Genomic DNA, 25,280 nt, shown 5'->3' with positions numbered 1-25,280 from the left:
ACTGTGTCACCTCGCCCGGTCGCGCGCAAGATCGGTTAAAAGACCTGCGGCCACCGTGATTCGCGCAAGCGTTGGATCGCCGCTGTCGCTCAGGTTTGACAGCTCTTCGGCGATGCGGTTGATCCTGATGCGATCGACTCCGTGCCACGCCTGAACCGGCAGCTTTTCCTTGCCATGCTCGGACAGCGCTGAGATGACGATATCGCGGCGGGCACTGGCAATTTGGTCGATGCTGCGCGCCAAGGCCAGGCTTTCGTAGTGATCCGAGGTGAGAATGCGGGCGCCGGCTGCGAGCAGCCTTCCGACGCGGAAGGTCTGCGATACGGCAAAATAACTTTCCGCGGCACGTCCGAGCGCCTCGCCTGTGCGTTCGGCGATCTGCATGATCTCCGGTACCAGGACAAAGCCCGGCAGCCCGGCAATAACGTCGGCCAATCTTTCTGGCAGCCCGGCTTCGCGATACTCCATGGCACGCGCCTCGAACTCTGCGGGAGCCTGCGCGGCGAAGGAAGGCTTTAGTTTTTTCAACGCAGTCTGAAGCCGACTAATGGTTTCTGCTATGCCGCCTTTTGCCATGCCGGTCTTCAGGAGCAAGCGAGTCAAGACGGTGAAGCTATGGCCGATCTCTTCATAGACACGGTTCTGCATCTGTCCGGAAATATTGCCGTCGAGCGCATCGGTCTCGGTCCAAAGCTTGGTTAGGTCGAAGCCATCGCGAGCGATGATCGCGGCACGGACGACTTCCGGCGCTGACGCCGCTGTCGCATCCATCATGCTCACCACAAAGCCGGGGCCGCCACGATTGATTGCCTCGTTGGCAAGCACCGTCGCGATGATTTCGCGTTTCAGCCGGTGAGTTGCGATGTCGGAGGCATTGGTTTTTTGCATCTTAGCCGGGAAGTAGTTTGAAAGGGTCGACGCAAAATAAGGATCATCCGGGAGGTCGCTTGCGGCAACCGCATCGAAAAGTACGATCTTGGCGTAAGAGAGCAACACGCCGATTTCCGGCCGCGTAAGAGGCTTACCGGCAGCATAGCGCTCGGAAAGCGTCGCCTCATCGGGAAGTGTTTCCACTTTCCGGCTGAGCTGCTTGGCCCCTTCCAGCACGCTCATGAAGCGCGCGAGCTCAAGCCCGTTAGCGGTTCCCTTGCGTTCGGTCAGCGAAATCGCCAGCGATTGCAGATAGTTGTTGCGCAGTACGAGTGCTGCGACTTCGTCCGTCATCGAGGAAAGCAGCTGATCGCGCTTTGCCCGTGTGAGCCGCCCGTCATGCATCGCATTGGCGAGCGCGATCTTGATATTCACCTCGACGTCCGAGGTATTGACGCCGGCTGAATTGTCAATCGCATCGGAATTGCTCCGTCCGCCTTTCAGGCCATAAGTGATGCGGCCCTTTTGCGTGACGCCGAGGTTGGCGCCCTCGCCGATCACCTTGGCCCGCACCTCATCAGCCGTGATGCGGATCGGATCGTTGGAACGATCGCCCACTTCCGTATCGGTTTCCGTCGGCGCCTTCACATAGGTGCCGATGCCGCCGAACCAGAGAAGATCTACCGGGCTCTTCAGGATTGCTGTGATGATCTCGAAGGGGGTTGCCACCGCTTTGTCGATGCCGATCGCGGCAACCGCTTCCGGGGTCAGCGTAACGGATTTCGCCGCGCGTGAAATGATCATCGCGCCTTTCGAAAGAACCGACTTGTCGAAGTCCTGCCAACTTGAACGCGGCAGGTTAAAAAGTCGCTGCCGTTCGGCGAGTGTCTTTTCCATGTCCGGATCGGGATCGATGAAGATATCACGGTGGTCAAAGGCGGAAACCAGCTTGATCTTCGGAGAAAGCAGCATGCCGTTGCCGAAAACGTCGCCGGACATGTCGCCGACACCGGCCACCGTAAACGGTGTCGTCTGGATGTCGATATCCATCTCGCGGAAATGACGCTTTACGGTTTCCCAGGCGCCACGTGCGGTGATGCCCATTTTTTTGTGGTCGTAGCCCGCCGAGCCGCCTGACGCAAAGGCGTCATCGAGCCAGAAACCAGCTTCCTGCGCCAGTGCGTTGGCGGTGTCGGAGAAGGTTGCCGTTCCCTTATCGGCGGCAACGACGAAATAGGGATCGTCGCCATCGAGCCGTACTGTATCTGCCGGAGGCACGATATCGGTGCCTGAAATGTTGTCGGTGATCGAAAGCAGGGTGCGGATATAGGTCTTGTAGGCTTCGCGGCCGGCATTGAAGACCTCATCCCGGCTGCCGCCAGCGGGCAGTTTCTTCGGATAAAAGCCGCCCTTGGCGCCGACTGGAACGATAACGGCGTTCTTCACCTGCTGCGCCTTTACAAGGCCCAGGACTTCCGTGCGATAGTCCTCGGCGCGATCCGACCAGCGCAGGCCACCTCGGGCAACCTTGCCGAAACGCAGGTGCACGCCCTCGACTTCGACGCCATAGACAAAGATTTCCCGGAAAGGCTTCGGCTCCGGCAGGCTATCGACGAGACTCGGATCGAGCTTGAAGGCAAGCATGGCCTTCGGCGAGCCATCGGCATTGCGCTGGAAGTAGTTGGTCCGCAGCGTTGCATCGACGACATTGATGTATCGGCGCAGGATGCGGTCATCGTCGAGGCTCGGCACATTGGCGAGCGCCGCCTCGATCGACCGATGCAGGTCGGCGAGCTTTTTCATGCGCGCCTTCTCGCTAAGCTTGGGATCGAGCGCATCGAAAAAGAGGCGGAAGATCGAAGCGGCAATCTCCGGGTATTTATCGAGGGTCGTTGCGATGTAATCCTGCGAATAGGCGATACCTGCCTGACGAAGATAACGCGCATAGGCCCGCAGGACATTCGTCTCGCGTGCGGAAAGCCCGGCTGAAAGGATCAGCCGGTTGAAACTGTCATTGTCGATCGTGCCGTCGAAAGCAGAAATGAAGGCCTCTTCCAGCGCAGCACCATGACGGCTGAGGTCAATTTCGGCGCCACTGCGGTCTTCAAGCTCCATATCGTGTAGTACGACGATGTTGACCGAGCCGTCTGCGGTTGGAACTTCGATGTCGAAGGTCCGCTCGCTCAGCACGTTAAAACCGAGATTTTCGAGAAGCGGCACGCGGCGTGAGAGCGGAAGCTGCTCGCCAGCATGAAAAATCTTGAGTGAGAAGATCCGGCCGCGTTCCGCATCATTGCGGTAATAGAATTCGATGCGTATCGGCTCGCCGGAGGCGCAATCGGTGATGTCCGGGAGATCGGCAACCGTTTCTTCAGCGGTGAAGGAATCCTGGAAGGCATTGCTGACGGCGATTTTCGGCGCCTTTGGCCCAGCCAGCGCTTCGAAGCGATCGTCCCAGCGGGCGGTGATGGCGCGGATCGCTTCCTCGAGCTTCGATTGCGGGATGCGCGGCGTTTTGCCGCCGGACCGGCCGATGATGAAGTGTACGCGCGCAACCCGCCCTTCCGGGAAGGCCGGATAATAGGCAGAGACCCGTCCGTCATAGACGGTCTTCAGATAAGTGCCGATCTTTTCGCGAACGATGGAATCGTATTCCTCGCGTGGTACATAGACGATGACCGACACAAAACGGTCGAAATGATCGATGCGCGGCAGAACGCGGACGCGCGGCCGTTCGACAAGATCGTTGATCTGTTCGGCGAAATTCGCGAGCAGTGTCGTGTCGATCTGGAAAAGATCGTCGCGTGGATATGATTCCAGCGTGTTGTCCAACATTCGGCCGGAATGGCTCATGGGATCGAAGCCGAAATGATCTGTCACTTTGGCGACTTTGGAACGGATGAGCGGAATTTCCGATGCCGAGGACGTGTAGGCGGTAGAGGTAAAGAGGCCGACGATGCGCAGCTCGCCGGTGACGTTGCCGTCCTTGTCGAATCGCTTGACGCCGACATAGTCCATATAGGCGCGGCGGTGGACGACGGATTTCACATTCGCCTTAGTGACGATCAGGAAATCCGGACCATCGAGAAAGGCGAGGATTTCCGGCGTCGTCGTTACGGCATCCTTGCCGGTGCGCAGCACCAATACATCCGGATCAGAAAGAATGCCGAGGCCAGCGCCTTTGTCACGCTCGACCTTCGCATCGCTGCCCTTGCCCGAATAGACATATTCACGCATGCCAAGGAAGGTGAAGTTTTCATCGCGTAGCCAGGTGAGGAAAGCCAGTGCTTCGTCCCGATCGGCCTTCTTGCGGCTGGCGCTGTAGCTGCCCAATTCGGCAATCACGGTGTCGAGTTTGGCAAGCATGGGCTTCCAGTCGGAAACGGCCTGGCGGACCTGCTCCAGCACGATCATGACGCGCTTGCGAAGGTCGTCGGACTGCGCGGTAGTCAACGGCGAAATGTGAATCTGGATATGGCTGACACGTTTTGCCGGATCGCTCGCCTCCTCAGCTGAATAAAGTACCGGCGTCTTGCCATGCTCCATCACCAGGATTGGATGCACCGCCATATAGAGATCGCGATAGGTGCTCGTGACCTCGCTCATAACGGACTCGTAAAGGAACGGCTTATTGTGATCGGTAACCGTCAGGACCGAGACCGCAACGCCGTCGGGTTCGACATCGGCCAGCGTTTCGATCGTAACGCGCGGGACGTTGCCGTCCCAGCCCGCAAGCTCTTTAGCAGAATGAGCGGCCGAAAGCGCCAGCATCTCCGGTGTGTAGCGATCGAGGTCGTCTCCGCTCGCCCGGCCGAAGAGGATTTCCGGATCGAGATGCTGCTCTTTGGCTGCAGCAGCGATCTTCTTTGCGCTTTCGATCAGCTTTTCCCGTCGCGGATGGTTTTTGGCAGCCATTGAAGACAGTCCCCGATTTGTGTGATTTGCCGCAAGTTAGCAGAAGAATTGTCGAAAAAACCCCTAAAAGAGCCTTCGCCTTGGCAGTTTTTGTGCGTTTTTGACCTTGTTTCAGTAAAATTTCAGAGGATTCTCCGATTCCAGCAAAGCGCAGGCTGGTCCTGGATTTTTTCGGCTCGCCGAGATTTCCACGCATGGATGAAGAATGGTTGACAGCTGCGCGGCAAAAGGACGATCAACAGCGCATCGAATTCAGGGTTTAAAAAACTATGCCGGATAATAGTGCTGCAGGAACGGTAATCGTCATCTCCAGCCATGTCGTTCGCGGTTCGGTCGGCAATCGTGCCGCCGTCTTCGCGCTTGAGACGCTCGGCCATCAGGTCTGGGCACTGCCGACGATCATTCTGCCCTGGCATCCCGGTCATGGCCGTTCGACCCGGCTCACTTTTGCAGAGGCCGATTTCGATGCCGCTATCGATGATCTCATCCGTGCGCCATGGGTTGGAGAAGTGAAGGCGGTTTTGTCTGGCTATTTCGGAAACGCTGCCCAGGCTAGTTCTGTCGCCCGTCTGGTCAGCGCATTGCGTGAAAAGAACCCCGAGCTGTTTTATGTCTGCGATCCGGTAATGGGCGATCTGGGTGGCCTCTATGTGCCCGAAGCGACAGCGGAGGCGATCCGCGACCATCTGATCCCGCTTGCGTCGTTGGCGACACCCAACCGCTATGAGCTGGCCTGGATGGTGGGCGCACCGTTGGAGGACAATACAGCTGTGATGGAGGCTGCTTTGTCGCTCGGCCCTCCCCGCATGCTTGTCACCTCCGCTGTTGCGATGATGGCTGGCGGCACCGGAAATCTCTATCTTTCCGGCCGCCATGCTCTGCTTGCCGAGCATCGTGTCGTCGACAAGCCGCCGAATGGACTGGGCGACCTGCTGGCGGCCGTCTTCCTCTCGCGGCTCCTTTCCGGGATGGACGACGAAAAGGCGTTGCAGCTTGCAACAGCCAGCGTCTATGAAGTGCTGGTGCGTGCGGTCAAACGCGGCAGCGATGAGCTTACGCTCGCAAGCGATGCATCAAGCCTCTCGACACCGATGGCCATGGTGCAGATGCGCCGCCTCATGCATCCCGCCCAACGGAAGAAGAGTTAGCGGCGCCAGTTTGCGCATTTCGCATGCGCAGCAGTTGATCTTGCGGCGTCTGCGCGCTAATCGACAGTCATGCAGTGTTTTCCAATTTCACTTCTGGACGGCTATCGCAACTTCATGAACGGGCGTTACGCTGACGCCCGCGACCGCTATAAGATGCTGGCTGAAAACGGTCAGAATCCGAATACGCTGGTCATTGCCTGTTCGGACTCGCGCGCAGCACCGGAACTTATCTTCGACGCCGGCCCCGGTGAGCTCTTCGTCATCCGAAACGTCGCCAACATGGTGCCGCCTTACGAGCCGGATGGCCATTTCCACTCGACGTCTGCCGCTTTGGAATTCGCCGTACAGGTCTTGAAGGTTTCCGACATCGTCGTCATGGGCCATGGCCGCTGCGGCGGTATCCGCGCAGCACTTGATCCCAATTCCGAACCGCTGTCGCCTGGTGATTTCATTGGCCGTTGGATGTCGCTCGTCCGGCCCGCTGCCGAGCAGATCCAAAGCAATGACGTGATGACTGCCGCTGAGCGCCAGACGGCGCTCGAGCGCGTCTCGATCCGCAATTCGCTCAATAACCTCAGAAGTTTTCCGGATATCAAGGCGCTTGAAGAGGCAGGGAAGATCGCCCTGCACGGAGCCTGGTTCGATATCTCGACCGGTGAATTATGGGTGATGGACGCGGAAACGCGGGATTTTATCCGCCCGGAAGTATAACCTTCCCGGGCGGGAAGCTCACTGGCCGTCGATCTGTTGGCCGATATAAGCGATTGCCTGTTGGTAGACCGTTGCGGCGTTCCAGCCTGCGATTGCTGCAAAGTTTGCTTCGCCTGGCTGATAACCGGCGCCGGCCTGCCAGCCATGGCCTCTGAGGAAGTTTGCCGTCGAAGCCAGGGCATCAGCGCGCGAGCCAACCATGTCGATGCGGCCGTTGCCGTCGCCATCGGCTCCGAAACGGACCACATTGCGCGGCAGGAACTGCGTCTGGCCGATTTCGCCATGCGCCGCGCCGCGAGCCTGCGGGTTCAGATAGCCTTCGGAAACAAGTTGCAGAGCGGCGTAAAGCTGATCGGTGAAATAATCCGAGCGGCGGCAGTCGTAAGCGAGCGTCGAAACGGCAGACAGCGTATGCTGATTGCCCATATAACTGCCGAAGCCGGTTTCCATTCCCCAGATCGCAATCAGCGGACCGGCCGGAACCCCGTAGCGGCCTTCGATCGAGGCAAAGAGCCCTTGATTGGCGCGTTTCATGCTTCTGCCGCGGGAGATGATCGTTGCGCCGCCCCGCTTCTTCATGAATGCGTCAAAGGACAGCTTGAAGCTCTTTTGGCCACGGTCGGCTGCGATTGTCGATTTATTATAGCTTACATTGGCGAAGGCCCGGTTCAGCACCGATGGGCTGACGCCGCTGGCGGCCGCTTCCTGCTTGAAGTCGGCAACCCAGGCTTGGAAACCCGCGCTGTTGTTGCCGCACTGGGCAGCCTTTGCCGCTGCCGGAAAAGCGTAGAGTACACTCGCCGCTGCGACGACTCCCACAAAGAATTTTGTCATGCTCATCAGAAACCCCGATCTCGATCTGCACAAGCTTGGCGCCGCGCGAGAATGCCAGCAGCAGATAATTTTGTCACGATCACCTTTCGGTGGGCTCTTGCAACCTGATGGCCGTCGGCCAGCTTTCGTAGGAAGCCCCGCATAATCAGGCGATATGCGGGGCTGATAGTAAATTATGGTTAATTTTTGGTATCAGGCGGCCTTCTTGCGTGGCTTGATGAGGCCGCGGTTGACGAGGAGCTCCGCAATCTGGATTGCATTGAGAGCAGCGCCCTTGCGTAGGTTGTCTGAGACCACCCATATGTTGAGGCCATTCTCGACGGTCGCATCTTCGCGGATGCGCGAAATATAAGTCGCGTCTTCGCCGGCAGATTCGTAAGGCGTGATATAGCCGCCGTTTTCGTGCTTATCGATGACGAGGCAGCCTGGAGCGTCACGCAGGATCTCGCGCGCCTGATCGGCGGTAATCTCGTTTTCGAACTCGATATTGACCGATTCCGAATGGCCGATGAAAACCGGAACGCGTACCGCCGTGCACGTGACCTTGATTTTCGGGTCGAGCATCTTCTTGGTCTCGGCTAGAACCTTCCATTCTTCCTTGGTGTAGCCATCCTCCATGAAGACGTCGATATGGGGAATGACATTGAAGGCGATGCGCTTCGTGAACTTCTTGTTTTCGATCGGATCGGCAACGAAGACGGCGCGTGTCTGGTTGAAGAGCTCGTCCATGCCGTCCTTGCCTGCGCCGGAAACCGACTGGTAGGTCGAGACGACAACGCGCTTGATCTTGGCGAAGTCATGCAGTGGCTTCAAAGCCACGACGAGCTGTGCGGTCGAGCAATTCGGGTTGGCGATGATGTTGCGCTTGGTGAACTGCGTCACGGCATCCGGGTTCACTTCCGGAACGATCAGCGGCACATCGGCATCGTAGCGCCAGGCCGAGGAGTTGTCGATCACGACGCATCCCTGCTGGCCGATCTTCGGCGAGAACTTCTTGGACACCTCGCCACCCGCAGACATCAGACAGATGTCAGTGTCGGAGAAATCGTAGTTCTCAAGATTGGAAACCTTCAGTGTCCGGTCGCCGTAGGAAACTTCCGTACCCTGCGAACGCGCGGAGGCGAGCGCCACGACTTCGTCGGCGGGGAAGCCGCGCTCCGAGAGGATGTTGAGCATCTCCCGGCCCACATTTCCGGTCGCTCCCGCAACTGCAACTTTGAAACCCATTTCAAGCTCTCTTTCTCTTCTCTCCTCTTGTCCGGTGAGGGGGAAGGCGCGAAACGATCGCGGCTTCCTGTCCCCAGCCGGGCCGGGGAGAGAGCGGCAGGCCAGAGACGTCAGACGGTTTTCGTCGTCGTTTTGGCCTTGGTTTTGGAAGAAACCGGAACAGCAATATCCATCCCGGCACCTGGTGCCAGATCATTGCGTGCGGCAATGGCGTGTTCGTCGCGAACCATGGATATTCCTTTCCGCCGTTGCTCATAAAAGGTTTTCCACAGGAGTCAAGGTTTTTGCAACCTTGCTTCCTGTCGGGCAACTTCGGCAGAGGTTCGGCCCAAATCGGAAGAAAGCCTCACCTGCGACAATCTGTGCATAGGCATTAGACTAAAGTCATAATCCCAAAGCCGCTCTCTTTCTCCGAATCCTTTTCTGTCACACTCTCGTCAGGCGAGTTGCGTCCAAGGATGCTTTGAGGAGAGCTTGGGACGCGTCTCGTTGCTTATCACTCTGTGGAGGACAGACAATGGCAAATGTCGCAAGCGTCGGAGACGCGAGGGTCGGCCCGATGACAGGCGAGGAGAAGAAGGTCATCTTCGCCTCGTCGCTCGGGACTGTTTTCGAATGGTATGACTTCTATCTTTACGGTTCACTCGCCACCTATATCGGCGCTACCTTTTTCAGCCAGTATCCGGAAACGACGCGAAACATCTTCGCGCTGCTCGCCTTTGCAGCGGGTTTCCTGGTGCGCCCGTTCGGCGCATTGGTCTTCGGCCGCCTCGGCGATCTGGTCGGCCGTAAATATACCTTCCTGATCACGATCCTGATCATGGGTCTGTCGACCTTCCTCGTCGGTATCCTTCCGGGCGCGGCGTCGATCGGTATTGCAGCTCCGATCATCCTGGTCGGTCTCCGCCTGCTGCAGGGCTTGGCGCTCGGCGGTGAATACGGTGGTGCAGCGACCTATGTGGCCGAACATGCGCCGCATGGCCGGCGCGGCTTCTTCACGTCATGGATCCAGACGACGGCAACACTCGGCCTGTTCCTTTCGCTGCTGATCATTCTCTTCGTCCAGTCCATGCTCGGCGCCGCCGATTTCGCCGCCTGGGGCTGGCGTATTCCGTTCCTCGTCTCGGTCGTGCTGCTCGGCGTTTCCGTCTGGATCCGTCTGAAGATGAACGAGTCCCCGGCATTCCAGAAGATGAAGGCCGAGGGCAAGGGTTCGAAGGCACCGCTGACGGAAGCCTTCGGCCAGTGGCGCAACGCTAAGGTGGCGCTGCTTGCGCTCTTTGGCGCCGTCATGGGGCAGGCCGTCGTCTGGTATTGCGGTCAGTTCTACGCGCTGTTCTTCCTGCAGAACATCCTGAAAGTGGACGCGCAGTCGACCAACCTGATGGTCGCTGCATCGTTGTTGCTCGGCACCGGCTTCTTCGTTTTCTTCGGCTGGCTTTCCGACAAGATCGGTCGCAAGCCGATCATCATGGCCGGCCTCCTGCTCGCCATTGTGACTTACTTCCCGCTGTTCAAAGCTCTGACCAATTTCGCCAATCCGGCGCTTGCAGAGGCGCAAGCCACGATCCGCGCAACGGTCACCGCGGCACCGGGCGATTGCAAGTTCCAGTTCAACCCGACCGGTACCGCGAAGTTTACCACTTCATGCGATATCGCCACGTCATTCCTGACGAAGAATTCGGTGCCCTATGATGTCGTCAGCGGCGCCGCCGGTTCAGCCGCCACGGTTAAAATCGCCGACGACACGATTAGCAGCTATGATGCCGCTGCCGCTGGCGACAAGGCGAAAGCCATGAACGGCGCCTTCGAAAAGGGCATCAACATCGCGCTTCGCGATGCTGGCTACCCCCTGGTTCGCGGTGCGGCCAAGGTTCCGGAATCAAAGCTCGATGCCTTTATCGCCGCCAATCCGGAGCTGGCTCTCAATGCTGATGCGGTTCGTGCAGGTCAGAAGGAGACCGTCCCGGCCTCCAAGCTCGTGACCGACAAGCTGCTGACAGCCGACGAGGCCAAGGGCGTCACCGACATGGCTGTCTACACGGTCGCCAACGGTGGTACTTTCACCATGGTTGCCGATCCGGCAAGGCTCAACTGGGTGGGCGTCATCGCTGTCCTGACCGTCCTCGTCATCTACGTGACGATGGTCTACGGGCCGATCGCTGCCCTTTTGGTCGAGCTCTTCCCGACCCGGATCCGCTATACCGGCATGTCGCTGCCCTATCACATCGGCAACGGCTGGTTCGGTGGTCTGCTTCCGGCAACCGCCTTCGCCATGAGCGCCTTCAAGGGCGACATCTATTACGGTCTTTGGTACCCGATCATCTTTGCGGGCATCACCTTGGTCATCGGCATGATTTTCCTGCCGGAAACCAAGGACCGCGATATCCGCACGATGGACTGAGGCAAACCATCAGAATTGAGAAACGGGACCCGGCGCCTCTAACGGCGCCGGGTTTTTTATATCCGCAGAAGCCCTTTCGGCGTCGGCTATCCGTCGGGACCCGGGTTGAAGAGAGCCGTAGCGCGAACAGACGATCGCGGTCATCCGTGGCTGCATCGAAAGATCATCCGTTCAAAAAGTGCTTAGGAACAGCACAACGACAGCACACGGTAACGACAGTTTTTGAGCAGAGGCTCAAATAAGCCTGCTGAGCCGTGGCACGGGCCAGCCTTCGCGACCGACGGCAAAGACCAGACCGAAGCGGGCAAAAAGGATTGAGACGGCAAATGCAAGCCAGGCGCCGAGTGCCAGTCCTGCTACGACATCGCTCGGATAGTGGACGCCGATGATGATGCGGGTTGCACCGAGCCAGAGCCCGATACCTATGAAAATGAGCCTGACGTGCGGAAAAAGGAGGATGAGTGCCACAAAGAGCGCGCCGATATTGGCCGAATGACCTGAGGGGAAGCTTTGATGCAGGAAATTCATGTTCAAGGGCGAGAAACTGAAAATGCCCTCCTGCTCATAGATGAGCGGACGCGCCCGCCCGATCAAAAATTTCAAAGTGTTGGCACAGACACTGGCCAGGATGACGGAGAGCCCGACATAGGCTGTCATCTGGACGAAATAGACCATGCGGAATTGACGGCGGACTTTCCAAAGGCGCCGGCGAACGGCGTAACCGGTGGCGAGAATGGTGCAAAGCCCCGCAAGGATCCAAGCAAGGCGGCCGATGTCCGTTACGTCGCCGGCGATCGACACCAAGGGAGGCGAGAGGCTTTTCGCTGCCTGTCCGAGCGGCCTGTCGAAGACAAAAAAGGCAATGGCGACCACATTGATCGCGGAAAGCGTGAACGCCTTCCAGGGAACTCTGCGATGGATCATGCGTCGGGCGTCGTAGCGCTTGCCCAGATAGGACCGGCAGCCTGGTCTGTGATCGGCGGTATTCTTCATTCCATCCCTTCGTCGTTTTGCCCTTCGTCGTTTTTCAGGACATAGGAACCGGGGCTGATACCGTCAATAAAAAGCCCTCCGTACCGATAGATACGAAGGGCGGAAAAGCGTTTCACGTGAAATATCAGGCAGAAAGTGTCTTGAACTCGGCAAGGATCGCCTGGCCCATTTCAACAGTTCCAACCTTCTTGGCGCCTTCGGCCATGATGTCGGCCGTGCGGATACCCTTGTCGAGAACGTTGGCGATCGCCTTCTCGAGATTGTCGGCTTCCTTCACGAGGTTAAAGGAATAACGCAGGCACATGGCGAAGGAGGCGATCATCGCAATCGGGTTGGCGATGCCCTTGCCGGCGATGTCGGGAGCGGAGCCGTGGACCGGTTCATAGAGCGCCTTGCGTTTGCCTGTCTTGCCATCCGGCGCACCGAGAGAAGCAGACGGCAGCATGCCAAGCGAGCCGGTCAGCATCGCCGCAACGTCGGAAAGCATGTCGCCGAACAGGTTGTCGGTGACGATGACATCGAACTGCTTAGGCTGACGTACCAGCTGCATGCCGCCGGCATCGGCCAGCATATGCTCCAGCTGGACGTCGGAATATTTTGCCTTGTGTGTCTCGGTCACGACCTGGTTCCAGAGCACGCCGGACTTCATGACGTTGCGCTTTTCCATGGAGCAGACACGGTTTTGACGGGTTCGGGCCATTTCGAAGGCGACGCCGGCAATGCGTTCGATTTCGTAAGTGTCGTAGACCTGCGTATCGATGCCGCGTTTCTGGCCGTTGCCAAGATCGATAATCTCTTTCGGCTCGCCGAAATAGACGCCCCCCGTCAGCTCGCGAATGATGAGAATGTCGAGACCTTCGACAAGTTCCGGCTTCAGGGAGGAGGCGGAGGCAAGCGCCGGATAGCAGATTGCCGGGCGCAGATTTGCGAAGAGTTCCAAGTCCTTGCGCAGGCGCAGAAGGCCCGCTTCCGGGCGCACTTCATAAGGCACGCTGTCCCATTTCGGACCGCCGACTGCACCAAAGAGAACGGCATCTGCCGCCAGCGCCTTTTTCATGTCGTCTTCGGAGATGGCCGCGCCGTGCGCATCGTAGGCACTGCCGCCGACGAGGCCTTCACCAATAACGAAGCCGGCGTTCATCGCCTCGTTCATGTAAGCAATGATCTTGCGGACCTCGTCCATTGCCTCGGGACCGATGCCGTCGCCCGGCAGCAGGAAAAGATTGCGCGCTGTCATGAAACCCTCCGCGTAAAAACAAGCTGCGGCTTCTTAGACCCCACCGGAAGCCATTTCAAGGAACAGAACGGCTGAATCGGTACGGTTTGCTGCCGCACGATGGCGATGTGCATCCCGGCTTGGAAGCAAAGAAAAAGCCGGGTCGAAGCCCGGCTTGATCGCATGCCGTGTTTGGACGATTAAGCTGCCCAGGGACGTGACGCGGCGTTCGACTTTTCGAACTTGTCGATCGCAGAGGCCTTTTCCAGCGTCAGGCCGATATCGTCGAGACCGTTCAGCAGGCAGTGGCGCTTGAATTCGTCGAGGTCGAACTTGATCGAACCACCGTCCGGCCCGGTGATTTCCAGGTTTTCGAGATCAACTGTCAGGATGGCGTTTGAACCGCGCGAAGCGTCGTCCATCAGTTTGTCGAGGTCTTCCTGGCTGACCCTGATCGGGAGAATGCCGTTCTTGAAACAGTTATTGTAGAAGATGTCCGCGAAGCTTGTGGAGATGACGCAGCGGATGCCGAAATCGAGAAGCGCCCACGGGGCATGCTCGCGCGAGGAGCCGCAGCCGAAATTGTCGCCGGCAACGAGAATCTTGGCATTTTGATAAGCCGGCTTGTTGAGTACGAAATCCGGGTTCGGCGTGCCGTCTTCGTTGTAGCGGGCTTCCGCGAAGAGACCCCTGCCGAGGCCGGTGCGCTTGATGGTTTTCAGATAATCCTTGGGAATGATCATGTCCGTGTCGATATTAACGACCGGGAGGGGTGCTGCAACGCCCGTGAGCTTCACGAACTTTTCCATGGAAACCTGCCTTTGTATGCCGTTCTTCAACGATTGCTCCGGCAATAGAGCAAAACGCCGTAAAAATGAAGGAGAATCTTGGGACGCGTTTAGAGATCGATGATCGTACCGCGGCCGTCGTTCCAGATGCGCATTTCGCGCTTTGGCTCAGCCTTGGCGCGGACGGGCGCCGGCTTCATCTTCATCGAAAGCGCGCGGCCGGCCATGAGCACGGTCAGGATACCGCCAACGGCGAGCGTCACCGAAAAGGTGAGAGCAGCGAGCGCCACGAATACAGTGATCCCTGCCAGCATGAGGAAGATGGAGCGTATATTCTGCATGAGTTTAGACCTTTCTTCGAAAGGAATGTGGTCCTTGTTTTTTATTTCTGCAAGTCAAGCATGGCTTTTTGTTGTCTTGTCACTCTTCACAAAGCTTGGCACACATTCGTGATGAGCCAGAATTCGCCCATCCGTTCCTTTAGTTTGCACCGCTCTGTGCTGAGCGTTCCCGCAATCAATCGCCGCGCGCTCGAAAAGACCCATGCGCTCGATTGCGATGCCGTCATTTTCGATCTCGAAGATTCCGTGGCGCTGGAGAAGAAGGAGGAGGCGCGCGAAAACCTGAAAACCTTCTTTTCGGGCAAGCCACTTACGAACAAGGAAAAGATCATCCGTATCAATGCGCTTTCGTCGGGTTTCGGCCATGCCGATATGGAGCTTGTACAGGCGCTGATGCCAGATGCGGTGCTTTTGCCGAAGGTGGACGAACCGCAGGATGTCATGGCCGTAAGCGATCTTCTTGCTGATGCCGATGCGCCAGAGACCTTGCGTATCTGGGCGATGATCGAGACGCCGCGCGGTATCCTGAACGCGGCGGCAATCGCGGAGGCTGGCCGCACGCTCGGCTCGAGACTCGATTGCTTTGTCGTCGGGCTGAACGATCTGCGCAAGGAGACCGGCGTTCTGCCTCAACCGGGCCGAACCTATCTCGTGCCGTGGCTGATGCAGGTCATCCTCGCCGTGCGCGCCTATGGTCTCGATGCGATCGATAGCGTTTTCAATGATTTCAAGGAAACAGATGCCTTTGAGGCCGAATGCGCGCATGCCCGGGCCATGGGCTACGATGGCAAAATGCTGATCCATCCGATGCAGATCGAGGCTGCCAACCGGCACTTCGCTCCCGATGAGACTGCCATCCGGGAGGCGGAAGAAATGATCGCCGCTTTCGCCGATCCTTCGGCCGAAGGTCTCAACGTCATCACCTTGAACGGCCGGATGATCGAGCGGCTGCATCTTGTCCAGGCGGAAAGCTTGGTCCATAAAGCCCGCCTGATTGCCGAACGCCAGACTATTGAACGAAAGCCTTTATCATGAAGCTCTATCGCCTTTTGACCGGCCAGGACGACGCCGCGTTCTGCCATCGCGTAACGGACGCGCTCAACAAGGGCTGGTCGCTTCACGGTGCACCGTCGCTGACCTACAATATTCAGACCGGCCAGGTGATTGCCGGCCAGGCGATCGTCAAAGAGGTCGAAGGCAAGGATTATCATCCGGAGATGAAGCTCTCCGAGCAATAGCTCAGCGCTCGACGGCTTCCTCGACGCTCGCTTCGATCCGCTCCATGTCGTCATCGCTCAGGCCGAAATGGTGACCGATCTCATGGATGAGGACGTGGGTGATGATGTCTCCGAGCGTTTCATCGTTTTCCGCCCAATAATCCAAAATGGGACGCCGGTAGAGGCGGATACGATTGGGCATCTCGCCGGTCTCGACCGTGAAGCGCTCGGAAATGCCCCGGCCTTCGAAGAGGCCAAGCAGGTCGAACGGCGTTTCCAGCGCCATATCCTCGAAAACATCGTCGTCCGGAAAATCTTCGATTTCGATCGTTAGATTGTCGGTGAGCGAGCGGAATTCATCCGGCAAGTGGCTATAGGCCTCCATCGCCAGGGACTCGAATGTGCTGAGCGTTGGGGCATGGCGGTCCCGCCAATCCTCGCTCTGGTCTATGCGGGCCATGAAAATTCCCTTCCTTTGGCGCCCATATAGAACCTTTGCGGAGGATTTTCGAGTGTGGAATCAAAGGCAGGAATAAATTCATAAAAATTGGTTGTTGACTCTTTTAGAAAGCTCTGGAATCCATAAGAACATAACAGGAACAATCTGACTTTGGAGTGAACGTCATGGCGCAGACGGCCGTGGCGCGCGAGCAGCTTTTTGCGCTCCGCGAAACCATTGCGAAACTCGAAGGCAAGCCGGCACCGGCGCTTGCGGCGGCGGCGCAAGAGGCTTTTGCGGCTGGCGATGAAACCTATTCGAGACCTGCAAAAACGCCGCTGCGTCTGTCCTTTGACATTCCAATTCTCGATGACGCGCTCGAAGGCGGTCTGCCGCTTAACGGCATTACCGAAGTCCGGTCTCTGATGCTGCGGGATGCAGCTGGCGCCAGCGGTTTCGTACTGGCGCTTGCGGCCTGGCTGCAGCGGCAGGAGGCGGCGGATGGCATGCCGGTTTTTTGGATTGGTGACAGAATATGCACGATGGAAGCAGGGCGTCCCTATGCTGTTGGCCTCAAGGATTTCGGATTGGAGCCGGAACGCTTTCTCATGGCCTCTCCACACAAGCTGGAAGAGGCGCTGTGGCTTGCCGAAACGGCTGTCGAAAGCGGCGTCTTCCCAGCAACGATCCTGGAGGTCCGCGGCAATCCGGCCCAATTCGGTCTTACAGAAAGCCGGCGATTGAGCATGCGGGCAAGGGCTTCTGGCCGCCCGCTTTTTCTGTTGCGGCAGGGCGGCGAGGAGGAAGCGAGCAGCGCCTTCTTTCGATTCCGTGCCGAACCTGCGCCAGCCAGCACACGGCCTCTGCCGGATGGTTCGATGTTAGACGGCGGCATCGGCAATCCGGTTTTTCGTCTCATCTTGGAGAAGAGCCGCAGCCCGGCTCCCCTCTCCCTTCTTCTGGAGTGGAACCCTCATGACCGCCGGTTTTTCCCCGTTAGCCAACCAGAGCGCACTCGTTCTCCAGGCGAGCAATCAGCGCATTCTGTCGCTCAGCTTTCCCCATCTTCCAACCGACAGGATCGCCCGCAAGAGGTGGGGTCTGTCCTGGCGTTCGGCCGGACGCCCTGATGCGCCGCCGATCGTCTGTTCTGGACGGCTCAACAATGCCATGCGCCTAACGGCGCTCGATGAGGTGGCGGAACGGATTAAACTGAAGAAAAACCAGGGCGTGGCCGAAGCGCGTGCCATATACCCGCTTCTGGATGTCATCGAGGAAGACCTGGCCGCCGATCGTCGGCTTCTCGAAGGCATCGCCGATTGGTGCGACCGTTATACGCCGCTGGTGGCATTCGACGGCCAGGACGGGCTGTTTCTGGATATTACCGGCTGCGCCCACCTCTTTGGCGGCGAAAGGGCCATGCTCAAGGATATCCTTTCCCGGCTCTTCCATATGGGGTTCGATGTCCGCGGCGCGATCTCTTCGTCGCCGGGCCTTTCCTGGGCCGTTTCCCGCTTCGGGGGTGGTGGCGTCATCGAAGCCGATGAGATGGAACATGTGCTGGCACCACTGCCGGTCGCAGCGCTTCGCCTGGAGGAAGGGACGATCGAGGCACTGAAGAAGCTCGGCCTCAAATATATCGGCGACCTCCTGTCTGCCCCACGCGCACCGTTGGCCCGCCGTTTCGGCGCGCAACTCCTGCTCAGGCTCGACCAGGCGCTTGGAGTGGAAGAGGAGCCGGTTTCCCCGCGGCGGCCCGTTGCCAGTCTTTCCGCCGAACGACGCCTCATCGAGCCGATCGGTACGGAAGAAGATATCCTCGCCGTCACCGGCCAGATCGCCAAATCACTGAAAGCCTCGCTTGAGGCACGCGGCGCCGGCGGCCGTGTATTCGAACTCGTGCTGTTTCGCGTCGACGGCAGGGTCTTCAGGATTTCCGTCGGGGCCTCACAGCCTCTCAGGGATCCGAAGCATATTGCTTCGCTTTTCTGCGAGCGTCTGCAGGCAATCCACGACGATCTCGATGCCGGCTACGGCTTTGAAATCCTGCGGCTGAATGTGCTGCGCCATGATCCCTTCAATGCGACGCAGGGGGATTTCGAAGGAGGCCGAGAGAGGGAGACATCGCTTGCGGCGTTCATCGACAAAATTGCAGCCCGCCTCGGCGCGGATTGCCTGCAGAGATTTCAACTGCACGAGAGCCATGTGCCGGAGCGGGCGGCGATTGCAATTCCCGCCATGGAGGGCGTTCAGGCACGCCGCAAGGCGGAGGAAGGAAATCCTTTTCCTTTCAGAAGTGAGCGTCCCCTGCGGCTCTTTGCCAGGCCGGAGCAAGTGGAGGCCCTGCTTGCCGAAGTGCCCGACGGTCCGCCGCAAATCTTCCGCTGGCGGCGCATGCAGCATCGCGTGGCACGAAGCGAGGGACCGGAGCGGCTTGCCATGGAATGGTGGATCGATGGCGCGGACGCCGAGGCACGCGATTATTTCCGAATAGAGGATGATTTCGGTCACCGCTTCTGGATCTATCGCGAAGGTTTTTACGGGCATGACCTTCCTCCTCGCTGGTTCATGCATGGGCTCTTTGCATGAGCACGACGCCTCCATTTTTCGAGATTGGTGCGAGAACGAACTTCTCGTTTCTTGAAGGAGCCTCCAGTCCCGAGGAGATGGTGGTGCAGGCAGCTTGCCTGAAGCTCGGTGGACTCGGGATTGCTGACAAGAATTCGGTTGCCGGGGTCGTGCGGGCGCATGCGCAGGCGGAGGAGATCAGGAAAAAATTCGAGAGGAAGGAAGCCGGCCTTCTGGAAGAGGACGAGAAGAGGCAGATCATTCCCGATCCAATCCGCATCCAGCCAGGTGCGCGTCTCGTCTTTTCGGATGGAACTCCGGATGTTCTTGCCTATCCACGGAACAGGCGAGGATGGGCGCATCTCTGCCGTCTTCTGAGCGCCGGGAATCTAAAGCCGGAGGCGGAGAAAGGCTCCTGCATTCTCACCGAGGCGGAGATCATGGAATGGGGAGACGAGATGATGCTCGCCCTTGTTCCTGACCGGCTCGTTGTGAATGATGCCGTTGGCCAGCAAGCATTTGAAAATTGCCTGCAGCGGTTTCGAAAACGCTTTCGCAAGACATTCCATATGGCGCTGGCGCCGGCCTATGACGGCCGCGACAAACAGGTTTTTGCAATCCTTTCCATGCTTGCCGCCCGCAACCGCATTCCGCTGATCGTGACCAATCAGCCTCTTTATCATCATCCTGACCGGCGGCCTCTCTCCGATATCGTGATTGCGATCCGCAAGCATGTTGCGATTGCCGAAGCCGGTTTCCTTCTGGCGCCGAATGCAGAGCGCTATCTCAAGGGAACGCGGGAAATGGTGCGTCTCTTCAAGGACTATCGCGACGCGATCGACAATACCCATGCATTCTTCTCCAGCTTGACCTTTTCGCTCAAAGAGCTGGAGCACAATTATCCGCCTGAAAACGATCCCGGCGAAACGCCGTATGAAACGCTCGAACGGTTAACCTGGGCCGGAGCTGCAAAGCGCTACCACCCGCAGCGTGTTCCGCAGAAAATCGTGACGCAGATCGAATACGAACTGGATCTCATCAGGCAGAAAAACTACGCTTCCTATTTCCTGACCGTTTACAAGATCATTCAACACGCCCGCTATAAGCTCAAGGTTCTGTGCCAGGGCCGCGGATCGGCTGCGAATTCGGTCATCTGCTATTGCCTTGAAATAACGGAAGTCGATCCGAACAAGGCCACCTTGCTTTTCGATCGGTTCATCTCGATGGACCGGGATGAACCGCCGGATATCGATGTCGATTTCGAGCACGACAGGCGCGAAGAAGTCATCCAGTACATCTATAAACGATACGGTATAGAGCATGCCGGGCTGACAGCGGGGGTGACCACCTATCGCACCCGCTCTGCTGGCCGCGAAGTCGCCAAGGCCTTCGGGCTTTCGGAAGATGTCCAATCGGCAATCAGCAGCCTCGTGCGCGATGCAAAGGCGGCCGGTCTCGACATTCGCGATCCGGTGACGAAGAGCGTCCTCAGATATGCGTCCGAGCTTCTCGGCTTTCCGCGCCACCTCACCCAGCATGTCGGCGGATTTGTCATCACCCGGGACCGGCTCGACGAAGTCGTGCCCATCATGAAGACGGCGATGCCGGACCGCTACATGATCGAGTGGGACAAGGACGATCTCGACAATGTCAAGATTCTCAAGGTCGATGTTCTGGCGCTTGGGATGCTGACCTGTCTTCGCAAGGCCTTCGAACTTCTTCAGTTGCACTACGACGTGAAGAAAACGCTCGCCGATCTCGGCAACAAAGAGCATGGGGAAGAGGGCAAACCGGTTTACGAGATGATGTGCCGGGCCGATACGCTGGGCGTCTTCCAGATCGAAAGCCGGGCGCAGATGAGCATGCTGCCGCGTCTGAAGCCGAGGGAATTCTACGATCTCGTCATCGAGGTGGCAATCGTCCGGCCGGGACCGATACAGGGCGACATGGTGCACCCCTACCTCAAGAGACGGGAGCAGAAAACACCCATCGAATATCCCAGCAAGGAATTGAAGGCGGTGCTGGAAAGAACCCTCGGCGTTCCCCTGTTTCAGGAACAGGCAATGCAGATTGCGATCACCGCCGCAGGCTTCAAGCCGGCGGAAGCCGATCGGCTTCGGCGGGCGATGGCGACGTTCAAGCGAACCGGCACGATCGGCAATTTCGAGAAGCGATTCATCGAAGGAATGGTGTCGAGAAACTATTCGTCTGAATTTGCGCGGCAGTGTTTCAATCAAATCAAAGGTTTCGGCGAATACGGCTTTCCGGAAAGCCATGCGGCCTCCTTCGCGTTGCTCGTCTATGCTTCATCTTGGATCAAGGCCTACTATCCCGATGTCTTCTGTGCGGCGATGCTGAATTCGCAGCCGATGGGGTTTTATGCGCCGGCGCAATTGGTCCGGGATGCCAGGGAGCACGGCGTGGAAATTCGTGCGGTGGATATCAATCATTCGGATTGGGATTGCCTCTTGGAGGATGCGCATTTCGACAAGTCAAAGATCGACTTCCGCCACAGGGACATGAACAAGATCATCCGGACGAAGAGGGCGGTTCGCCTCGGTTTCCGGCAGGTGAAGGGCCTTTCCGCCGACCTGATAAAGGCGAAATTGATCGCAAATCGAGGTGCCGGCTATAGATCGATCCGCGATCTATGGCTGCGCTCGGGCCTTGAAAGATCGGATATCGAACGGCTGGCAGATGCCGATGCGTTCGGTTCCGTCGGCTTGTCGCGGCGAGAGGCGCTCTGGGCGGCGCGGGCGCTTGATGTGAAAAGTGCCGCAGAGAGGCTGCCTTTGTTCGATCGGGTGTCCCATGTCGATCTCCAGGTCGAACCGAGGGTGACACTGCCCGACATGCTGCCGGGCGAACAGGTGGTGGAGGATTATCGCTATCTCTCGCTGTCACTGAAAGCGCACCCTATCTCCTTCCTGCGAGAGGATTTCCAAAGAGCAGGGATTACGCGCAATGTCGATCTTCTGGCCGTGCCGAACGGAAAGAGGGTGACGATTGCCGGGCTGGTGCTGGTACGCCAGCGCCCGGGCTCGGCCAAGGGCGTGATCTTCATGACGCTTGAGGATGAAACGGGCGTTGCCAATGCCATTGTTTGGAAAAAGGCCTTCGAGAAATACCGCTCGGTTGTCATGGGCGCGCGGCTCGTGAAAATCCATGGCAAATTGCAAAGTCAGGGCGGCGTCATTCACACTGTGGTCGAGCATATCGAAGATATGACACCCGCTCTTGGCCTTCTGCAGAAGGAGGCGCAGCGCTTTGGTCTTTGCGAGCGCGCCGACGAGGCTATGCGGCCGACAGTCGATGCCCGCGCACAGAAGATGGCGCGTCTCCTCGAAAAGGAAGCCATCGAAACGCGAGTGATATCAACAAGCAGTGAGACGAGTGCTGGGGAGACCGCAAAGGTTATGCCGAAAGGGCGCAACTTTCATTGATGGCTTAGCGATAGATGATGTTGCCAAAGTCAACGTGCCCAGCCATGAGACCCAGGCACCCAGTGATTGCCCAGTCACGAAACTTGTCGCGGGCACGCCGCCGCATCGATATTTGCGGGTCCCCTCATGCCCTTACCGCCTCAATTGGCCCAGCTCCCAAAGTTTCTTGCTCGCAGGATATTCATTTTTGTGATATTCGAATATCCATAAAGGAGATATCCAATGCCACTTTATGTCCGCGATGATGATGTGCTGGCGATGGCCGCCGAGCTGCAGAAGCTCATGAAGGCGCCGAGCAAGACGGAGGCTGTCAGGACCGCGCTGCGCCATGAGATCGAGCGCACGCGCAAAAGCATGCCCATTCGCGAGCGTTTGGCAAGGGCGCGCGCAAAGGCACAGGAGATCGGTCCCGGCGATCCGAATTTCGACATGAAGAAGTACACCGATGAAATGTGGGGCGACATGTGATGTTCATCGACGCTTCCGCGATCGTCGCCATACTCAGGCCGGAATCGGACGCAGACGAACTGATGGATCGGCTCGAGAAGGCCGGAGGCCCTTTCTTCGTCTCACCCCTCGTTCGATACGAGGCAACAATCTCTCTTGCCCGCGCTCAAGCGCAGCAGGTCAAGAAGAACACCGCTCCAACTCCCGAAATGGTCGCGATCGCCCGCGAGGCAGTCGACTATTTCGTTCAGGACCTGGAGGCGCGCGAGATCGCGATATCGAGCGACATCGGCCGGATTGCGATCGACGCGGCCATGACCTACGGCAAGGCCATCAGCCACCCGGCCGACCTCAATTTCGGGGATTGCTACGCCTATGCTTGCGCCAAGGCTTATCGCCTCAAGCTCATCTATAAGGGCGACGACTTCGCCAAAACCGATTTGGCGTAGGCCGGATAGGACACCAGTGCGATCAGGACCAAGATGGTCCGTTCAGCGGTTCCCCTCGCTCGCCGCGCCTTCTACCTCGATTTTTTTCTTGACAGGCACCATCTTCTTTTGCAGAAAACACGATAGTCAGTGTCATGTTTGGAAATGAAGACGTGCTCGTCTGCAGTTGCAACTATATAACCGACAAGGAAATCCGGGAGGTCATCAACGACCTTCTCGATGAAGACTGTTGGCAGCTTATCGTGCCTGCGAAGGTCTATCACGCCATGGAAAAGCGCGGCCGTTGCTGCGGCTGTTTCCCCAACGTCGTCAACCTCATCATCCAGACCACCGAGGAATATCATGCCCGTCGCCACTCGACGGATGACGAGATATTTGATTTCATGTCCCGCCTGAAACAATTCCATGAAGAAAACAGGAGAGCGGACATTGAAAGGCGACAAAAAAGTCATCGAGCGGCTTAACGAGGCACTTTTCCTCGAACTCGGTGCAGTCAACCAATATTGGGTTCACTACCGCCTTTTGGAAGACTGGGGCTATACCAAGCTCGCCAGGAAGGAGCGCGCCGAATCCATTGAAGAGATGCATCATGCCGACCGTCTTGTCGCGCGCATCATCTTCCTTGAGGGGCATCCCAACCTGCAGACGCTTGCTCCGCTGCGCATCGGCCAGAACGTCAGGGAAGTTCTGGAAGCCGATCTTGCCGGCGAGTATGATGCCCGCACAGCTTACAAGAAGTCGCGTGACATCTGTCATGACGCCGGTGACTATGTCTCCATGAAGCTCTTCGAGGAGCTCCTTGCCGATGAGGAAGGCCATATCGACTTCCTCGAAACGCAGCTCGACTTGCTCGAGAAGATCGGCGAAGCCAAGTATGGCCAGCTAAACGCCGACTCGGCCAACGAGGCCGAGTGACTGAACCCTCAAAGCCAACCGGCCGCATATATGCGGCCGGTTGGCTTTTCACGTCGAGGACGCGTGTTGCCGCAGGATGGAATTGTGTTCCGTCGAGCGCCGCATCCAGGTCCCCCAGCCAATTCCGGTTAATTTCTCTCAGTTCCTTGTTTTTTGGACGTGCCGGGTCGCGTTTTGGCGTCATCCGCGACCTGACGCACGCACGAGGTCGGCCATTTTCATTGCGAGTGCCGGTGGCGCCTCGATAATGCCGGAGGGAGGATCGGGATCTTCGATCCAAGTCTCCTCGTCCTTCGCGGGAACGGTGCCCTTCCCATCGCGCGGTGCCCGCCCGCCATAAGAGATGCCGAAAGCGAATGGCGTATCGTTGCTCTGACTTTGGTCGATTCGCTGATAGTCACGCGTCGGACCCAATCGACGATTCTTAGGCCGTTGCACCCTTGAGACTGGAGCCCTTGCCATGCCCCGTTCGAATTAGGTCTCAGCAAGCGAAGCCTGAATTGAGCCAGAAGCGGAAGGTGTGGAACGGGTGGAGTGGCGCTGCACTTGTCTGAAGCGTGCCACTCACGCGCACCAATACGACGCCACACTACAAGAACACAACCATTTGGTAATGTCTTTTCGATGTAGTTGAAATAAATAGGAACTTCATTTCGAAATGGCTGATTATGAGTTTGTTCAATTCAATTTCTCACGATCTAATCGATGCGTGGTTGCAGTCCAGTTCAATGGACAGCCCTGAAGATCTATATTCCCGGGTACTTGAAAGTTTGAGCATAAAGATGTCGATCTCGGTCGTCACCACGGCCGCTGACGATCCTTACGACTGGCACTTTCGTCGTATCAAGGATTTTGGGTTCAAGAGCCGAATGCTGGACCGATTGCGAGGACAATTGCCGAACTCCTACATGCGCGACCTCGACAGATCGTTCGTCGACGATGCGATCATTCCTACCTTTTCGCGCGCTGTGGAGTCGCGGCGCCCGACGATCGACCTTGTTAGGACAAAGCTTATCGGCGTTCGCATCGGTTACGAACGCCTGATCCTGCCGCAGAAATGCGATGGCAAGCCGGCATGGTGTGTCAGCTTTATCGAGGGCAGGTACTTCATTCCTCCGGTGCAGGAGACAAAGGTTGACATGACGGATGAAGGAATCATTCAACTCCTCATCGAAGGTCAGACTGCGAAGGAAATTGCAGAATTTCTGAACTTGTCGCCAAGAACCATCGAGCATCGCATCGACAAGATGAAGTTGCGGCCCGACGCCAAGAATCTCGTGCATCTGGTGGCGAAGCTCGTCGCCACGCAGTTGGATCGTCGACAGTCAGGCAAACACGTCTGAGAGAGGACCGCT

Annotated in this window: 21 protein-coding genes and 2 pseudogenes; 13 read left to right on the top strand and 10 right to left on the bottom strand. The window is 57.7% G+C overall.

Features of this window, described 5'->3' with window-relative positions:
• Positions 1-6 precede the first annotated feature (6 nt).
• On the bottom strand, positions 7-4,785 hold the full coding sequence (locus A3C3_RS0126385) for an NAD-glutamate dehydrogenase (RefSeq protein WP_022717576.1): 4,779 nt from the start codon (positions 4,783-4,785) through the stop codon (positions 7-9).
• A 269-nt stretch (positions 4,786-5,054) separates the two neighbouring features.
• Here A3C3_RS0126385 and pdxY point away from each other — a divergent pair, with 269 nt between their 5' ends.
• Positions 5,055-5,933: a pyridoxal kinase PdxY gene (gene pdxY, locus A3C3_RS0126380; protein WP_022717575.1), complete on the top strand. Its 879-nt coding sequence runs from the start codon at positions 5,055-5,057 to the stop codon at positions 5,931-5,933.
• A 69-nt stretch (positions 5,934-6,002) separates the two neighbouring features.
• Positions 6,003-6,644, top strand: a complete 642-nt coding sequence (locus A3C3_RS0126375) for a carbonic anhydrase (protein ID WP_022717574.1) — start codon at positions 6,003-6,005, stop codon at positions 6,642-6,644.
• A gap of 18 nt (positions 6,645-6,662) precedes the next feature.
• Here A3C3_RS0126375 and A3C3_RS0126370 read toward each other — a convergent pair whose 3' ends face one another.
• The 3 genes and pseudogenes from A3C3_RS0126370 to A3C3_RS46235 form a co-directional block, all read right to left on the bottom strand.
• A complete protein-coding gene (locus A3C3_RS0126370) occupies positions 6,663-7,484 on the bottom strand; it encodes a lytic murein transglycosylase (RefSeq protein ID WP_022717573.1) in 822 nt (273 codons plus the stop codon).
• 186 nt (positions 7,485-7,670) lie between these two features.
• On the bottom strand, positions 7,671-8,705 hold the full coding sequence (locus tag A3C3_RS0126365; protein ID WP_022717572.1) for an aspartate-semialdehyde dehydrogenase: 1,035 nt from the start codon (positions 8,703-8,705) through the stop codon (positions 7,671-7,673).
• Positions 8,706-8,815: 110 nt separating this feature from the next.
• Positions 8,816-9,024 (bottom strand): annotated as a pseudogene (locus A3C3_RS46235) (hypothetical protein).
• A 198-nt stretch (positions 9,025-9,222) separates the two neighbouring features.
• On the opposite strand from A3C3_RS46235, the gene A3C3_RS0126355 reads away from it, so the two are divergent.
• Complete coding sequence (locus A3C3_RS0126355; RefSeq protein ID WP_022717571.1) at positions 9,223-11,109, top strand: MFS transporter; 1,887 nt, start codon at positions 9,223-9,225, stop codon at positions 11,107-11,109.
• Between the two features lie 234 nt (positions 11,110-11,343).
• On the opposite strand, the gene A3C3_RS0126350 is transcribed toward A3C3_RS0126355, so the two are convergent.
• From A3C3_RS0126350 to A3C3_RS0126335, 4 genes are all read right to left on the bottom strand, one after another.
• Positions 11,344-12,102, bottom strand: a complete 759-nt coding sequence (locus tag A3C3_RS0126350) for a phosphatase PAP2 family protein (RefSeq protein WP_022717570.1) — start codon at positions 12,100-12,102, stop codon at positions 11,344-11,346.
• A gap of 124 nt (positions 12,103-12,226) precedes the next feature.
• Positions 12,227-13,339, bottom strand: coding sequence for a 3-isopropylmalate dehydrogenase (leuB, locus tag A3C3_RS0126345; RefSeq protein WP_022717569.1), 1,113 nt, complete (start codon positions 13,337-13,339; stop codon positions 12,227-12,229).
• Positions 13,340-13,518: 179 nt separating this feature from the next.
• Positions 13,519-14,127 (bottom strand): 3-isopropylmalate dehydratase small subunit, encoded by a 609-nt coding sequence (gene leuD / locus A3C3_RS0126340; protein ID WP_022717568.1) that lies wholly within the window; start codon positions 14,125-14,127, stop codon positions 13,519-13,521.
• 89 nt (positions 14,128-14,216) lie between these two features.
• Positions 14,217-14,447 (bottom strand): hypothetical protein, encoded by a 231-nt coding sequence (locus A3C3_RS0126335; RefSeq protein ID WP_022717567.1) that lies wholly within the window; start codon positions 14,445-14,447, stop codon positions 14,217-14,219.
• A gap of 111 nt (positions 14,448-14,558) precedes the next feature.
• On the opposite strand from A3C3_RS0126335, the gene A3C3_RS0126330 reads away from it, so the two are divergent.
• Together A3C3_RS0126330 and A3C3_RS0126325 are read left to right on the top strand one after the other, a co-directional pair.
• Positions 14,559-15,482, top strand: coding sequence for an HpcH/HpaI aldolase/citrate lyase family protein (locus tag A3C3_RS0126330; protein WP_022717566.1), 924 nt, complete (start codon positions 14,559-14,561; stop codon positions 15,480-15,482).
• Entirely contained in the window at positions 15,479-15,685 is a 207-nt protein-coding gene (locus A3C3_RS0126325) for a DUF1737 domain-containing protein (protein ID WP_022717565.1), read from the top strand. Before A3C3_RS0126330 ends, A3C3_RS0126325 begins: the two co-directional genes overlap by 4 nt.
• Position 15,686: 1 nt before the next feature.
• Here the strand turns inward: A3C3_RS0126325 and A3C3_RS0126320 are convergent, their stop codons facing one another.
• A complete protein-coding gene (locus A3C3_RS0126320) occupies positions 15,687-16,124 on the bottom strand; it encodes a metallopeptidase family protein (RefSeq protein ID WP_022717564.1) in 438 nt (145 codons plus the stop codon).
• A 164-nt stretch (positions 16,125-16,288) separates the two neighbouring features.
• Here A3C3_RS0126320 and A3C3_RS47300 point away from each other — a divergent pair, with 164 nt between their 5' ends.
• The 7 genes and pseudogenes from A3C3_RS47300 (at position 16,289) to bfr (ending at position 23,925) form a co-directional block, all read left to right on the top strand.
• A complete protein-coding gene (locus A3C3_RS47300) occupies positions 16,289-17,233 on the top strand; it encodes an ImuA family protein (protein WP_022717563.1) in 945 nt (314 codons plus the stop codon).
• Positions 17,145-18,692, top strand: a complete 1,548-nt coding sequence (locus A3C3_RS0126310; protein WP_280752796.1) for a Y-family DNA polymerase — start codon at positions 17,145-17,147, stop codon at positions 18,690-18,692. The genes A3C3_RS47300 and A3C3_RS0126310 overlap by 89 nt, the downstream gene beginning before the upstream one ends.
• On the top strand, positions 18,689-22,114 hold the full coding sequence (locus A3C3_RS0126305; RefSeq protein WP_022717561.1) for an error-prone DNA polymerase: 3,426 nt from the start codon (positions 18,689-18,691) through the stop codon (positions 22,112-22,114). The genes A3C3_RS0126310 and A3C3_RS0126305 overlap by 4 nt, the downstream gene beginning before the upstream one ends.
• A 222-nt stretch (positions 22,115-22,336) precedes the next feature.
• Positions 22,337-22,582 carry a type II toxin-antitoxin system VapB family antitoxin gene (locus A3C3_RS0126300; protein WP_022717560.1) on the top strand — a complete coding sequence of 82 codons (246 nt, stop codon included), beginning with the start codon at positions 22,337-22,339 and terminating at the stop codon, positions 22,580-22,582.
• A complete protein-coding gene (locus A3C3_RS0126295; RefSeq protein WP_028740015.1) occupies positions 22,579-23,010 on the top strand; it encodes a type II toxin-antitoxin system VapC family toxin in 432 nt (143 codons plus the stop codon). The genes A3C3_RS0126300 and A3C3_RS0126295 overlap by 4 nt, the downstream gene beginning before the upstream one ends.
• Before the next feature lie 88 nt (positions 23,011-23,098).
• Positions 23,099-23,474: pseudogene (locus A3C3_RS47295) on the top strand ((2Fe-2S)-binding protein).
• Positions 23,440-23,925 (top strand): bacterioferritin, encoded by a 486-nt coding sequence (gene bfr, locus A3C3_RS0126285; RefSeq protein ID WP_028740013.1) that lies wholly within the window; start codon positions 23,440-23,442, stop codon positions 23,923-23,925. Before A3C3_RS47295 ends, bfr begins: the two are co-directional and overlap by 35 nt.
• Before the next feature lie 180 nt (positions 23,926-24,105).
• On the opposite strand, the gene A3C3_RS0126280 is transcribed toward bfr, so the two are convergent.
• The gene (locus A3C3_RS0126280; protein WP_022717556.1) at positions 24,106-24,339 is read right to left on the bottom strand and encodes a hypothetical protein; all 234 of its coding nucleotides are present in this window, start codon (positions 24,337-24,339) and stop codon (positions 24,106-24,108) included.
• A 368-nt stretch (positions 24,340-24,707) separates the two neighbouring features.
• On the opposite strand from A3C3_RS0126280, the gene A3C3_RS0126275 reads away from it, so the two are divergent.
• Positions 24,708-25,268: a LuxR C-terminal-related transcriptional regulator gene (locus A3C3_RS0126275; protein ID WP_022717555.1), complete on the top strand. Its 561-nt coding sequence runs from the start codon at positions 24,708-24,710 to the stop codon at positions 25,266-25,268.
• Positions 25,269-25,280 lie beyond the last annotated feature (12 nt).

Source organism: Rhizobium mongolense USDA 1844 (assembly GCF_000419765.1).
Lineage (GTDB): Bacteria > Pseudomonadota > Alphaproteobacteria > Rhizobiales > Rhizobiaceae > Rhizobium > Rhizobium mongolense.
This window is presented reverse-complemented; position numbering and strand designations above follow the sequence as displayed.